Raw genomic sequence first — 13,578 nt, 5'->3', positions numbered from 1 at the left:
CAGGGTTTAAAAATCAACACTCAGCTTTACAGAGCTTATTCAGCAGCTTTTTCGCACATCGCGGAAAACTAAAAAATGGAGGAGAAGCAAATGAAAAATTACTATTCATTATTATTGGCTATGCTAATGGCTGTCATCGTACTTGGAGGATGTGGAGATATACAGTCCGAACCCAAGCAGCAGGAAAAAGCCGCGCAGGAAAAACAGACAGGTTTCCCGGTAACGGTAAAAGATGCACTTAATGATAAAGTAGTAATTGAAGAGAAACCAGAAAAAATCATTTCACTGATTCCAAGCAATACTGAAATCGTTTATGCGCTTGAACATGGCGATGCGATTGTAGGCGTGACGGATTTTGATAATTATCCTGAAGAAGCGATGGCGAAGGAAAAAATCGGCGGGATGGAATTCAATGTTGAAAAAATGATTTCCCTGAAGCCTGATCTTATTCTTGCCCATGAGTCAACGGCTGATAGTGCGGCAGCGGGGCTTCAGCAATTGCGGGATGCGGGAATTGCTGTCGTGATCGTGAATGATGCACAGACATTTGACGGAGTATATACATCGATTGAGATGATCGGACAAGCGATTGGTGAGCCGGAGAAAGCAGCTGACCTCGTTGGTGATATGAAAAACCGATTTGCTGAACTGAAAAAACAGGCTGATGCCATCAAGGCGGATCAGCAAAAGACAGTGTTCGTTGAGGTTTCTCCAGCACCTGAGATCTATGCTGCTGGAAAAAATACTTTCATCGATGAAATGCTCGCTTTAATTGGTGCTAAAAATGCTATTGGCGATATGGACGGCTGGCCAAAGGTCGATCAAGAGGCAATCGTCGAGCGGAATCCAGATGTCGTTGTAACGACTTATGGTTATTACTCAGAAAAGCCTGTTGAGCAGGTACTTGGGCGACAGGGCTGGAAAAATGTAAAAGCCGTCAAGGACCAGCAGGTTTTCGATGTCCATTCCGACCTCGTTACCCGTTCAGGTCCAAGGCTGGCTGAAGGAGCAGAGGAGCTTGCAAAAGCCATATATCCGGACGTTTTTAAATAAAAAAGGTTCAGCATATGTTGCTGCCACAGCCTTTTTAATCATATCGATGCTATTTGGCATTTCAATCGGAACGGTTTCCATCCCTGTACCCGCTATTATTAAAATCATTGGTGCTGAAATTTTCCGCTTTCAGGGACAGGGAATCGATCCGATGCATGTAAGTATTGTGATGGAGATACGGCTGCCGCGCGTATTGCTTGCAGGTCTTGTCGGCGCTTCTCTTGCCATTGCGGGAGCCGCATTTCAGGGACTGTTAAGGAATCCGCTGGCAGATCCATATACATTAGGGATTTCTTCAGGGGCTTCGATCGGCGCAGTTATTACCCTGTTTTTGGGAATATCGCTTCCGTTTTTCCAGTCTTATACGCTGCCAGTGCTGAGTATTTTATTCGCCTTCGCAACGATTCTATTTGTGTTATTTTTTGCCCGGCAAATCGACCGGCTGCTCAGGGTTGAAACGATCATCCTGACCGGAATCATTCTTAGTTCCTTTCTAGGAGCGTTTATTTCATTAATGATTGCCCTTTCGGGGGAGGAGCTTCGGCAGATCATTGGCTGGCTGCTTGGCAGTGTTTCGATGAGAGGCTGGGAGTATATTAAAATTATCCTTCCATTCTTTATGATAGGTTTGGTGATCTTGCTAGCCAATGCCAGGGAACTTAACGCGATGTCCTTTGGAGAAGAGCGTGCGCAGCATCTTGGCGTCAATGTGGAAAGAAGGAAGCTGTTGATTCTCCTGTCAGGCTCGCTATTGACAGGTTCAGCTGTTGCTGTTTCAGGAACAATAGGCTTTGTCGGATTGGTCATTCCCCATTTAACAAGGACCATTTGGGGGCCGGATCACAGACATTTGCTTCCGCTATCGGTTTTAATCGGCAGCGGCTTCCTGATTCTTGCCGATCTTGTTTCGCGTACCGTGATTGCGCCCGCAGAACTTCCCATCGGTGTGATCACAGCGCTGATTGGCGCTCCGGTTTTTGCGCTTATTTTATTGAGAAATCGTAAGGAAAGAAGTGCTGGATGATGATAACCGTTAACGATTTAACAGGCGGATATTCGGGAGGGGAAGTCCTGAAGGGGATTTCGTTTGCCGTGGGAAAAGGGGAGCTCTTTGGCATTCTCGGTCCGAACGGGAGCGGAAAAACCACTTTGTTAAAAATGATCTCCGGTGCTTTAAGTACGAAAAATGGTGGTATTACCCTCGATGGGCGGCCGCTGGATGACTATACTCCGAAGCAGCTTGCCCGGTTAATGGCAGTGCTCCCACAGCATGCTGATCAGGCCTTTCCTTACACGGTAAAAGAAACGGTCTCGCTTGGCCGGTATGCACACCAAAAAGGCTGGTTGAACAGCTGGACTAAAGACGATGAGCTCATTGTTCAAAGGGTGATGGGCCAGACGGGGATTACCCACCTTCAGGGAAAATCCATCGTTGAATTATCAGGAGGCGAGAAGCAGCGGGTGTTTCTTGCCCAGGCTCTTGCACAGCAGCCGAAAATCCTTCTGCTTGATGAGCCAACGAATCACCTGGATCTTTCTTTTCAAAAAGAATTGCTGGATTTGCTAAAAAAATGGACCATTGAGGAAGAATTGACGGTAGTATCTATTTTTCATGATTTGAATTTAGCATCGCTTTATTGTGACAGACTGCTGCTGATGGAAAATGGACAGATTTTGATTGTTGATACTCCTGTGCAAGTTTTAAAAGAAGAGCGGATTCGGAAGGTATATAGAACTGAAGTGAAAAATCATCCCCATCCTGAAATCGCAAAGCCGCAGCTGCTGTTGCTTCCGAAAGCTGGGGATGGTGAAAAACAAAATATAAAAATCGATTCGAGGCTGCTCGATATGGGCAGTGACCGTATCGTCCTCAAGTCGTTGATTCCGTTAAGGACGATGTCATCGGGGATTACCGGTGCAGGGATTGGCTGGCACAGTTCATTTGTGAACAGGATTGTTCCAGCAGAATATGACTGCAGTGACCATAAGGCAGAGATGGCGGAATATTTGCAGGAGAATGGATTCCTTCCCAGTGAGACCGTCGGCATGATGACGGCTGTTCCGGCAGAGACTGCATCATACGAGCTTTTCGAAGCTGATGAATTTTCGATTTTTGTGCTTGTCTCAGCAGGGAACACGTCGAGGGACCTTCCACGGAATATCAATACATGGCTGTTTATTAACGGGAAAATTTCCGAGGAAGCTTTTATCCAGAGCGTGATGACGGCGGCTGAAGCGAAAGTGAGTGTCTTGCAGGAAATGGATGGAAGACCTTCTGAAAATGCTGGCACATCACCCGGGATTTCCACGGACAGTATTTGCATTGCCGCCACTCAGCAAGGAGGATTAATTTCCTATGCCGGCACAGCAACTCCGCTTGGGAAATTGATTAGTGAGGGAATTTACACCTGTACAAGGGAAGCGATTTTAAAATATCGATCAGAACAATCCGTAACGAAAAATTGAGGCACGATGAACGATCCTGGCCCAATATTTTTATCAAGCAACGTTGAAGAAGGAATCCTGCATCTAGTCACGAATGTATATAGTGAGGTGATAATCATGGATTTAAAACTAGGATACGTCATTCTTTATGTAGAAGATCTGGAAAAAACAAAACACTTTTACGGTGAATTGCTTGGCTTGAGGCTTCGCAATGAATTTGGCACTTATATCGAATATGAAACAGGCAATACCGTCCTTTCCATGAACACGAGAGAAAGCGGAAGGGAAATCACAAAGCTTCCTATTCCGGACGGCCAAAGGAAGGAACAGACCTTTGAACTTGGTTTTGTGACCGAGGATGTAACAGGTGCGGTAGAAAAATTACGCGAGGCTGGCGTTCCGATTTTATTGGAGCCAACCGAAAAGCCATGGGGCCAAGTAGTTGCCTATGCAGCTGATCCTGATGGGCATTATATTGAGATTTGTACGCCAATTGGATAAGGAATGAATCCCTGTTGTTACGCAGGGATTTTTTTATGGAATCGGATTCCAGTTAGTGAAATTATTTTTAACGTTTGAATATGAATGATGTTGAAAAGTGAAGAAAAAAGAAGATAAATAGGAAATATAACGCTTACATGTTGGTTGTCTATATCCCTTATTATGTTATGATATCTCTTGTTTTTATCGGACCGGGCTTGCTTGAGAGTAGGAAGCCACAAATAATAATAAGGGGTGTTTATTTGAATACGAATACAATTAAAAAGCAATGGTTTGGCAATATTAAAGGCGATATTCTTTCAGGTATTGTTGTCGCGCTCGCCTTGATTCCTGAAGCAATTGCTTTTTCGATCATTGCTGGTGTTGATCCGATGGTCGGTCTTTACGCTTCATTTGCGATTGCCGTGACAATTGCGTTTGTCGGCGGCCGTCCTGGCATGATTTCTGCAGCAACAGGAGCGATGGCTCTTGTCATGGTCACGCTGGTAAAAGATCATGGCCTTCAATACTTATTTGCTGCGACCATCCTGACTGGGCTATTGCAAATCCTGTTTGGTGTCTTCAAGCTGGCAAGGTTTACGAAATTCATTCCGCGATCTGTCATGATCGGTTTTGTGAATGCCCTGGCCATCCTTATTTTTATGGCACAGCTTGAACAATTTGTCGATGCTACATGGGTCATGTATGCCATGGTAGCGGGTGCTCTTGCGATTATCTATCTTTTTCCGCGAGTAACGAAGGCAGTTCCATCACCGCTCGTTGCAATTATCGTGATCACAATCATTGCGCTAATGACGAATAGTGATGTAAGGACTGTTGGGGATATGGGAAAACTGACCTCTGAACTGCCAGCATTCTTCATCCCAAATGTACCATTTAACTTTGAAACTTTGAAAATTATTTTTCCGTATTCAATAGCATTGGCAATGGTAGGTCTGCTGGAATCATTGCTGACAGCTTCGATCGTTGATGATATGACAGATACAGAAAGCAATAAGAATCAGGAAAGCCGCGGACAGGGGATTGCGAATATTGTTGCTGGATTCTTTGGCGGCATGGCAGGCTGTGCGATGATTGGACAGTCTGTGATTAACGTTAAGTCTGGCGGACGAGGCAGGCTGTCTGCATTTGTGGCTGGTACATTCCTGATGTTCCTGATCATTGTTTTAGGAGATCTTGTCGTCAGAATTCCGATGGCAGCACTTGTTGGAGTGATGATTATGGTGTCAATTGGTACCTTTGACTGGTCCTCGATCAAAGGATTGGCAAAAAATCCGGTTACGGATTCCATTGTAATGGTGACAAGTACTGTTACCACGGTATTCACACACGATCTTTCAAAAGGTGTCTTTGCCGGTATCATCCTGAGTGCGATTTTCTTTGTAGCGAAGATCTCCAAGGTGAAAGTCAACTCCACTTATGATATTGCTGCAGAACGCCGCACATATTTTATAACAGGTCAGGTGTTTTTTGCTTCCGTAACAGACTTGATTGCTTCCTTTGATTTTAAAGAAACAGCGAAAGAAGTTGTAATTGATCTCACTCATGCACATGTATGGGATGATTCAGCCGTTGCGGCAATCGATAAAATAGTCCTGAAATTAAGGGAGAACGGTACGGTAGTCCGTTTGCAGGGCTTGAATGAGCCAAGCTCCCACTTGATTGACAAGCTTGCTGTTCATAAACAGGAAGGTGCCAAGCTTTCCGGACATTAATGAATTTTGGGAAAGCACGTTGACTATTCAGCGTGCTTTCTTTTATATATAAGATAAGATACATAGGCAGGGGGAGAGTATCGATGTTTCAAAAGATTTTACTTGCGGCAGATGGTTCTGACCATTCTGTGCGGGCGGCAAAAAAAGCCGCAGTACTGGCAAAATTAAGCGGCGATAGTGAAATCACCGTAGTTTACGTCATCGATGGACAGACATCGAAGGAAGATATACTCCACAATCCAAATCGTTCTGTGGTCGAGGAAAAAAGAAGACTTAGACTCCAGCCAGTGACAAGCCTGTTTAACAGCGAAGATTTGAACTTCAAGCTGGAAAAATTACTGGGCGAACCAGGTCCGGCAATTGTTGAATATGCAAACAAGAATGAATTTGATGTCGTAGTGGTCGGAAGCCGCGGCTTGAACGGGCTTCAGGAAATGGTCCTTGGCAGCGTCAGCCATAAAGTGGCAAAACGAGTAAAAGCACCGGTGATGATTGTTAAATAATTTCGATGAACTCGCCTGCTGGCGGGTTTTATTTTTTCATCTACACTGTCTTTTCAACTTTATGAAGTTCTGCCTCGAAATTTAATCCTTGTGGCGAGAAATCAATATTCACGGAATTATTAATTGCTTCATATGGTATTTTACACAGGAAAACTGGGTTATTTTCCTAGAAATGGAGCAATAAAAGTACTTTTGTTTCTAAGCAAACAGGTATTAAATTAAGCTTGAGGTTTCATACAAATAAAAGAGGAAATAGTATAGCTGGGGAACTAATATTAAAAATTGATAACATTTACTTTCTTAAAATATAAAGTGGTAAAATAAAAAGCGGTAGTGCCATGGCCGGACCTGTGCCCCTTAAAGGTTATCCCTTAATGGCGGATGATCGCAATAGGTTAATCGGGATGAAATTAGGCTAAGACACTCGACATAGATGTTATCTGAATTGAAAAGTGAATCATATTGGAGGTCAATTTTTATGAAGACAAGAATCGGGCTGCTGTATGGCGGCAAATCGGCTGAACATAAAGTTTCAATGCAAACAGCGCTGGCTGTGACGAAGGCATTGGATTTTGAAAAATTCGAGATTTATCCTATATACATAACGGAGGAAGGAGAGTGGGTCAAGGGCCCTCAATTGAGCGCTCCGGCTGAAAATGTGAAGGCTCTTGAGTTTTCTGATGCTTCAAACCTGCCATCCCCTTCATTTACACCAGCATTATTCCAGGCTGGCGGAGCGGAATCAAGTAAGTCCCTTGATGTCATTTTCCCATTGCTTCACGGTCCGAACGGTGAGGATGGAACGGTACAGGGTCTCTTGGAATTACTGAACCTTCCTTATGTCGGTAATGGCGTATTAGCATCGGCAGCTGGAATGGATAAAGTACTCATGAAAAACATCTTTGCCCAGGCGGGACTGCCTCAGGTGGATTATGTATCTTCTCTTCGCAGCGAATGGGAAAAGGATAACGAAAAAGTTTACAGCCTTGTTGAAGAAAGACTTGGCTATCCGTGCTTTGTAAAGCCTGCAAACCTTGGATCAAGTGTTGGAATCAGCAAGGCTTCAAACAAAGAAGAGCTTGAAGCTGCTTTCAAAGAGGCTTTCCAATTTGACCGTAAAATCATCATTGAACAGGGTGTTGTTGCACGTGAAATCGAAATCGGCGTATTGGGCAATGATGAGCCTGAATGCTCTGTAGTCGGTGAAATCGTTCCTAAGAAGGATTTCTATGATTACAAGGCTAAATACGAAGATGGCGATACAGCGATGATCATCCCTGCTGAAATCACTGAACAGCAATATGCTGATATAAAAGAGATGGCCGTTTCAGCGTTCAAAGCGCTTGATTGCTCAGGACTAGTCCGTGCAGACTTTTTCCTTACAAAAGAAGGGGAATTCCTGATCAACGAAGTCAACACAATGCCCGGCTTCACTCCATTCAGCATGTTCCCGCTGCTATGGAAGCACACAGGAGTCGAGTATCCGCAGCTGATCGAAAAATTAGTAAACCTGGCAATCGAACGCCACACAGAAAAGCAAAAAATCAAATATACCTTTTAACACGTTAAAGCGCTGGGGGTCAGACCCCCGGTAATGTACCGCGTTAAAGGACTGGGGGTCTGACCCCCGGTGGAGTGATGCGTTAATGTGGTGGGGTGTATGTACAAAAAAGGTAGAGCATTTATAAATTTACATCGAGGGGAAACACGGCCAGCGGAAGCATTATGCTTCTTTGGCCGTGTTCCTTCATTTTTGCTGTCAATGGGAGGAAATCAATATGATCCAAAAAACATTATCAGAAATCGCTCAAATGGCCGGAGCGTTGAACGATGTCAGCAGGTTCGGTGATGTGATCGTCAAAGGCGTTTCAATCGATACGAGAAAAATTGAATCAGGGAATTTGTTTGTCCCTTTTAAAGGTGAAAGAACGGACGGGCATAATTTTGTTGTTGATGTCATTAAAAATGGCGGAGCTTCAGCTGCACTATGGCAAAAGGATGTTCCGAATCCTCCTGAAGATTTGCCAATCATTATCGTTGAAGATACAACAGTGGCTTTGCAGGAGCTGGCAAGGAGCTACCGCAATTCACTCGATATCAAAGTAGTCGGGATTACAGGCAGCAACGGGAAAACAACGACGAAGGATATGACAGCGGATTTGCTGGCATTAAATTTCAAGGTTCAGAAAACGGAAGGCAACTTCAACAACCACCTTGGCCTGCCGCTGACGCTTCTCCGTCTTAGAGAAGATACAGAGGTTGCTGTGCTTGAAATGGGCATGAGCAGCAAAGGGGAAATTGAATTTTTAACAGAAATGGGCCGTCCTGACGCTGTTATCATTACAAATATTGGCGAATCCCATTTGCTTGACCTAGGTTCTAGGGAAGCGATTGCGGATGCGAAGCTTGAGATTATCAGCGGGCTGCGTGATAATGGCTTGATTATTTTTAATGGTGACGAGCCGCTGCTTCAAGAAAGGCTCAAGAATTATAATGGAACAGGCAATCTGAAGACATTTGGATCAAGCTCTGAAAATGACCTTTATCCTGTCAGTGTCGAACCGATGGGAAATGGAAATAGGTTCAAAACGAATCATGGCGATGAGACTTTCGAGTTGCCAGTTCTCGGCAACCATAACATTCTAAATGCGCTTGCAGCGATGCTTGCGGCAGAGTTCCTTGGGGTTCCTTTTGAAAAAATGAATGAAGGGTTTGCCGGACTGAAGCTGACGAACATGAGGATGGAGCTCTCAGAAGGGGCAAAAGGCGAGAAGATCATCAATGATGCTTACAATGCCAGCCCGACTTCAATGAATGCTGCGATAGATCTGGTTGCGAACCTGACTGGCTATAGCCGGAAGATTCTTGTCCTTGGAGATATGCTCGAGCTTGGGCCGCTTGAGGAAGAGTACCATTATAAAGTGGGTACATCCTTAGATGCGGAGAAAATCGACTTCGTTTTCACATATGGCAAGCTCAGCGAAATGATTGCCAAGGGCGCGAAAGAAGTGCTTGGCGAAGAAAAGGTGTTTGCGTACCAGGAAAAACAAGCATTGAGTGATGAACTGAAAAAGCATGTGACAAACGAGACGATTGTCCTTGTTAAAGCTTCACGTGGAATGAAGCTTGAAGAGGTTGTACAATCACTGCAAAAATAACCACAAAAGGATGTCCTGAACAGGGCATCTTTTTGTGATTTTACAGAGTCGTTATAATAGGATTTTGAGGGTTAAATGATTTAAAATGGGGAAAGATTAAATACGAGAAAAACTAATGGGTGATTGGTTATGATAGGTTGTCTTTTAATCCATGGATTTACTGGGGCGCCGTTTGAAGTAGAGCCCCTTGCCAAGTCGTTAAAAGAAAGAACGGATTGGAAAATAGCTGTCCCCACACTTCCTGGTCACGGAAATGAGCTCAGTTTAAAAGGCATCACATATGATCAATGGATCGACCATGCCGAAAATGAACTGAAAGAGCTCCTGAAGGAATGTGATACCGTGTATGTCGTCGGTTTTTCGATGGGTGGATTGATCGCAAGCTATCTTGCAGCGAAATATCCAGTAGAAAAACTTGTCCTGCTCAGCGCAGCTGCCTATTATGTGAACCCTAAGCAGCTCGCCGTCGACGTGAGGGAAATGATGTGGGATACAGTTAAAGGAAAACTGAAAGAAAATGAACTATTCCGGCGTTATAAGCGAAAAATTAAAGAAACACCCATGACCGCTACCTTGCAGTTTCGCAGGCTCGTGAACACAATCAAGCCTATTCTCAATGATGTAAAGGTCCCAACATTAATAGCACAGGGAGAGAGTGATGGCATCGTTCCTCCAAAAAGTGCCCAATATTTATATGAAAATATTGGGTCAGCACAAAAACGGCTGATTTTTTATAAAAACTCCAAACATCTGATCTGTCACTGTGATGAAAAGGAACAGCTTTTCGAGGAAGTGTACGATTTTTTGACTTCCAGGCAAAGAAAGGGAATGAGCAGTTAAGCGGTGTTCCACAAAAATTGCTTTTCCTTCCTAAAGATGGTATGATAAATATTGAGTGTCTATCTGAGAAAATCCTTTAAGCGGACATACTCCCGGGTTTGGAGAATGTCTTTTTTTGCTAATATTTCAGGTTCTGTGCTTCAGCGTACTAATTTCAATGCTGATTCAGCCCTGCTTAAAACCAAGGTGCTAGCACCTATTTTGCCATTAACGGTACAATAAACTAACCAGAATCAGAAATGGTTTGGATCATACTTAAACAGCCACTTAATAAACGAAAAGTGTAGGCGACTGTACAGCCTCGACAAGCGCTGGAGGGCCAGCAGTGAAGTCGCTCTTTGACTTCATTGGCAGGACCGAAACCGAAATGTGTAGCCGACTGCCCAGAAACGCAGAAACTGGAGACTCCGACAAAGAAGCGCTTTTTGCTTCTGCCGGCGGAGTTGAAGTTTCGGAGTTTCTAGGAGGCGAAACTAGACAAGCGACTCGAGGGGCTAGGAGCCGAAACTGGACAATAGTAAATGTGAATATAAAGGAGAATGAGCAAAGTTGACAATGTTCCAAGACATGGGCATTAGCCCCGCAACATTAAAAGCTGTAAAGAATATGGGTTTTGAGGAAGCAACTCCTATTCAGGCGCAAACGATTCCGATCAGCCTTGAAAATAAGGATGTAATCGGCCAGGCACAGACGGGTACTGGTAAGACTGCAGCGTTTGGTATTCCTCTAGTTGAAAAGATCAAAAAGGAAAACCATAATATTCAGGGAATCATCATTGCCCCTACTCGTGAGTTGGCAATCCAGGTTTCTGAAGAATTATATAAAATCGGTGCTGGCAAGAAAGTAGGCGTTCTTGCGATTTACGGCGGACAGGATATCAGCCGCCAGATTCGCGCGTTGAAAAAAGGTCCGCATATTATCGTAGGAACTCCAGGACGTCTTCTTGACCACATCAACAGAAAGACGATTGACCTAAGCAACGTTGAAACTGTCATCCTTGATGAAGCAGACGAAATGCTGAACATGGGCTTTATCGAAGATATCGAAGACATCTTGGCTAAAATCCCTGGCGCACGACAAACATTGTTGTTCTCGGCTACAATGCCTGGCCCAATCCAGAAGATTGCTGAGCGTTTCATGAAGGACCCTCAAATCGTTCGCGTAAAAGCAAAAGAAATGACAGTCCCTTCAATCGAGCAATTTTATGTTGAAGTTCAAGAAAAGAATAAATTTGATGTCCTTACAAGACTTCTTGATATTCAATCTCCAGAATTGTCTATCATCTTCGGTCGTACAAAGCGCCGTGTAGATGAACTTTCTGAAGCATTGAACCTGCGCGGATATACTGCAGAAGGAATCCACGGAGACCTTACACAGGCGAAGCGTATGTCAGTATTAAGAAAGTTCAAAGAAGGTTCAATCGATGTACTTGTTGCAACGGATGTAGCGGCTCGTGGCTTGGATATTTCTGGCGTTACACACGTATACAACTTTGATATTCCTCAAGATCCAGAGAGCTACGTTCACCGTATTGGACGTACTGGACGTGCAGGAAAAACAGGTATGGCCATCACTTTCGTTACGGCAAGAGAGCAATCTTACCTTCAGGTAGTAGAAAGAACAACTAAGCGCCGTATGGAAAAGCTGAAAGCTCCAACAATGGATGAAGCTTTAGAAGGCCAGCAAAAAGCAGTCATTGAAAAAATCATGTCAACAATCGAAGCCAACAACCTGCAGTATTACCGTCAGGCAGCGGATGAATTGTTAAGAAATCATGATGCAACAACTGTTGTTGCTTCAGTGCTTAAAATGCTGACAAAAGAGCCGGATATGTCTCCTGTCAAGCTGACTGAGGAAAAGCCTCTTCCAAACAGAAACAAAAAACCTCAAGACCGCAGAAGATACGATTCAAACAGCGGCGGCGGCGGACGCAAGAAGCCACCTTTGAAGCCAAGATCTGGCGGCGCTAAGCGCTCCGGCGGCAGCAGAGAAGGCGGCGGCTTTAAATCTAGATCACCAAGATAAATAAAATGATGAAAATCCCTGGTTTTTATAAAACCGGGGATTTTTTTATGGGTCAATGAAAAAGACTATGACAATGCCTATGATATTTTGAGTAAAAATACTTGGAAAGAGAAAATTCACACTTTTTACAAAGTGTGAATTCATAGTCACAGAAGGTATTCCGCGAAAATCTGCTTTAATTCCGCGAAAGCTCCCGTTAATTCCGCGAAAATTTGTCTAATCCCGCGAACTGGAAAAAACTAATGATTTTTTCCAATTTAATCGTGAAGTGAAAAATTACTTGGGAATCTCGAAACTTAAATTCAAACACATAGTTGGGCATACTACCGTTAAAAAACGTGTGAGGTGCAGGCGATGACGATTGTGAGGCTTGGTTATGTAGCGATGAGTGAGGAGCTGAAGAACGCTTCCCCGTCGCAGACTATGACCTTTAAACAATTCCAGGCAATCAAGGACCGTGAAGCGGCGATCAATAAGCTTGAAAGGATTGCGGTCTCAAACTTAGAAAATTGCCTGCGCCTCTTGAGGCACAGTAAGGCAAATGAGATTCATTTTTTCAGGCTGAGTTCGAGGCTGATTCCGCTTGCTAATCACGAGGAGCTTTCAGATTGGAAATTCATGCGGGCGCTAAAAGAGCCTTTGCAGGACATAGCGGATTTTTTACAAAAGAATCCGATGCGTGTAGATTTCCATCCGGATCATTTTGTGCTGCTGAATACTCTCAAAACAGACACGCTCAATAATTCGGTGAAGACGCTGGCAATGCATCATGCTTTGCTGAAGGGAATGGGAATTGATCCGGAGCACCGCTGCGTCCTTCATGTGGGGGGTGTGTATGATGACAGGGAGAAGGCGCTTGAGCAGTTCATACATAACTGGGGACTTGTCTCAACAAGGTTGCAGGACATGATCATCCTTGAGAATGACGATACATCCTTTACCCTTCACGACACTCTTTATCTCTGTGAAAAATTAGGCATCCCGCTTGTTTTCGATTACCACCATCACCTGGCGCATCATGAGGATATTAATTGGCAGGAGCAATGGGAGCGGATTGTGGGAACGTGGGAGCATTCCAAGCTGCCTGTGAAAATGCATATATCCAGCCCAAGATCCGAAAAAGAATTCAGGGCCCATGCTGAATACGTCGATGTAGATATGTTCATGGATTTCCTTCGCGGCATAAAGGGGACGGTCCCCGAAATCCATTGCATGATCGAAGCGAAAAAGAAAGACCTCGCCTTATTCAAGCTGGCGGAGGATTTAAAGAAGATTCCAGATGTAGAAGCGATTGATGGCAGCAGTTTTCTGTTAAAATAATTCCGATTTTCGAAAAGT

11 protein-coding genes are annotated in these 13,578 nt (G+C 44.2%); all 11 read left to right on the top strand.

The annotated features are described in order from the left end of the window. The first annotated feature begins 90 nt into the window (after positions 1 to 90). The 11 genes from V7654_RS15000 to uvsE all read left to right on the top strand — a co-directional run bounded on the left by V7654_RS15000 (position 91) and on the right by uvsE (position 13,560). Positions 91 to 1,053 (top strand): ABC transporter substrate-binding protein, encoded by a 963-nt coding sequence (locus tag V7654_RS15000; RefSeq protein ID WP_335431321.1) that lies wholly within the window; start codon positions 91 to 93, stop codon positions 1,051 to 1,053. Next, positions 1,019 to 2,077, top strand: coding sequence for a FecCD family ABC transporter permease (locus V7654_RS14995; protein ID WP_335431320.1), 1,059 nt, complete (start codon positions 1,019 to 1,021; stop codon positions 2,075 to 2,077). The genes V7654_RS15000 and V7654_RS14995 overlap by 35 nt, the downstream gene beginning before the upstream one ends. Then, on the top strand, positions 2,077 to 3,519 hold the full coding sequence (locus tag V7654_RS14990) for an adenosylcobinamide amidohydrolase (RefSeq protein ID WP_335431319.1): 1,443 nt from the start codon (positions 2,077 to 2,079) through the stop codon (positions 3,517 to 3,519). Before V7654_RS14995 ends, V7654_RS14990 begins: the two co-directional genes overlap by 1 nt. A 96-nt stretch (positions 3,520 to 3,615) precedes the next feature. After that, a complete protein-coding gene (locus V7654_RS14985) occupies positions 3,616 to 3,999 on the top strand; it encodes a VOC family protein (protein WP_335431381.1) in 384 nt (127 codons plus the stop codon). 242 nt (positions 4,000 to 4,241) lie between these two features. Continuing rightward, a complete protein-coding gene (locus tag V7654_RS14980; protein WP_335431318.1) occupies positions 4,242 to 5,714 on the top strand; it encodes a SulP family inorganic anion transporter in 1,473 nt (490 codons plus the stop codon). 83 nt (positions 5,715 to 5,797) lie between these two features. Continuing rightward, positions 5,798 to 6,217, top strand: a complete 420-nt coding sequence (locus V7654_RS14975) for a universal stress protein (RefSeq protein WP_335431317.1) — start codon at positions 5,798 to 5,800, stop codon at positions 6,215 to 6,217. 478 nt (positions 6,218 to 6,695) lie between these two features. Beyond that, positions 6,696 to 7,778: a D-alanine--D-alanine ligase gene (locus V7654_RS14970; protein WP_335431316.1), complete on the top strand. Its 1,083-nt coding sequence runs from the start codon at positions 6,696 to 6,698 to the stop codon at positions 7,776 to 7,778. Between the two features lie 217 nt (positions 7,779 to 7,995). After that, complete coding sequence (locus tag V7654_RS14965) at positions 7,996 to 9,375, top strand: UDP-N-acetylmuramoyl-tripeptide--D-alanyl-D-alanine ligase (RefSeq protein ID WP_335431314.1); 1,380 nt, start codon at positions 7,996 to 7,998, stop codon at positions 9,373 to 9,375. A gap of 129 nt (positions 9,376 to 9,504) precedes the next feature. Then, positions 9,505 to 10,215: an alpha/beta hydrolase gene (locus V7654_RS14960; RefSeq protein ID WP_335431313.1), complete on the top strand. Its 711-nt coding sequence runs from the start codon at positions 9,505 to 9,507 to the stop codon at positions 10,213 to 10,215. Positions 10,216 to 10,770: 555 nt separating this feature from the next. Further along, positions 10,771 to 12,240 carry a DEAD/DEAH box helicase gene (locus V7654_RS14955; RefSeq protein WP_438825310.1) on the top strand — a complete coding sequence of 490 codons (1,470 nt, stop codon included), beginning with the start codon at positions 10,771 to 10,773 and terminating at the stop codon, positions 12,238 to 12,240. Positions 12,241 to 12,594: 354 nt separating this feature from the next. Then, on the top strand, positions 12,595 to 13,560 hold the full coding sequence (gene uvsE, locus V7654_RS14950; RefSeq protein ID WP_335431310.1) for a UV DNA damage repair endonuclease UvsE: 966 nt from the start codon (positions 12,595 to 12,597) through the stop codon (positions 13,558 to 13,560). The last annotated feature ends 18 nt before the right edge of the window (positions 13,561 to 13,578 follow it).

The sequence above is a fragment of the Bacillus sp. JJ1609 genome (assembly GCF_036967045.1).
Taxonomy (GTDB): domain Bacteria; phylum Bacillota; class Bacilli; order Bacillales; family Cytobacillaceae; genus Mesobacillus.
Note: the sequence above shows the minus strand (reverse complement) of the source record. Positions and strands in the feature narration are given on the sequence as shown.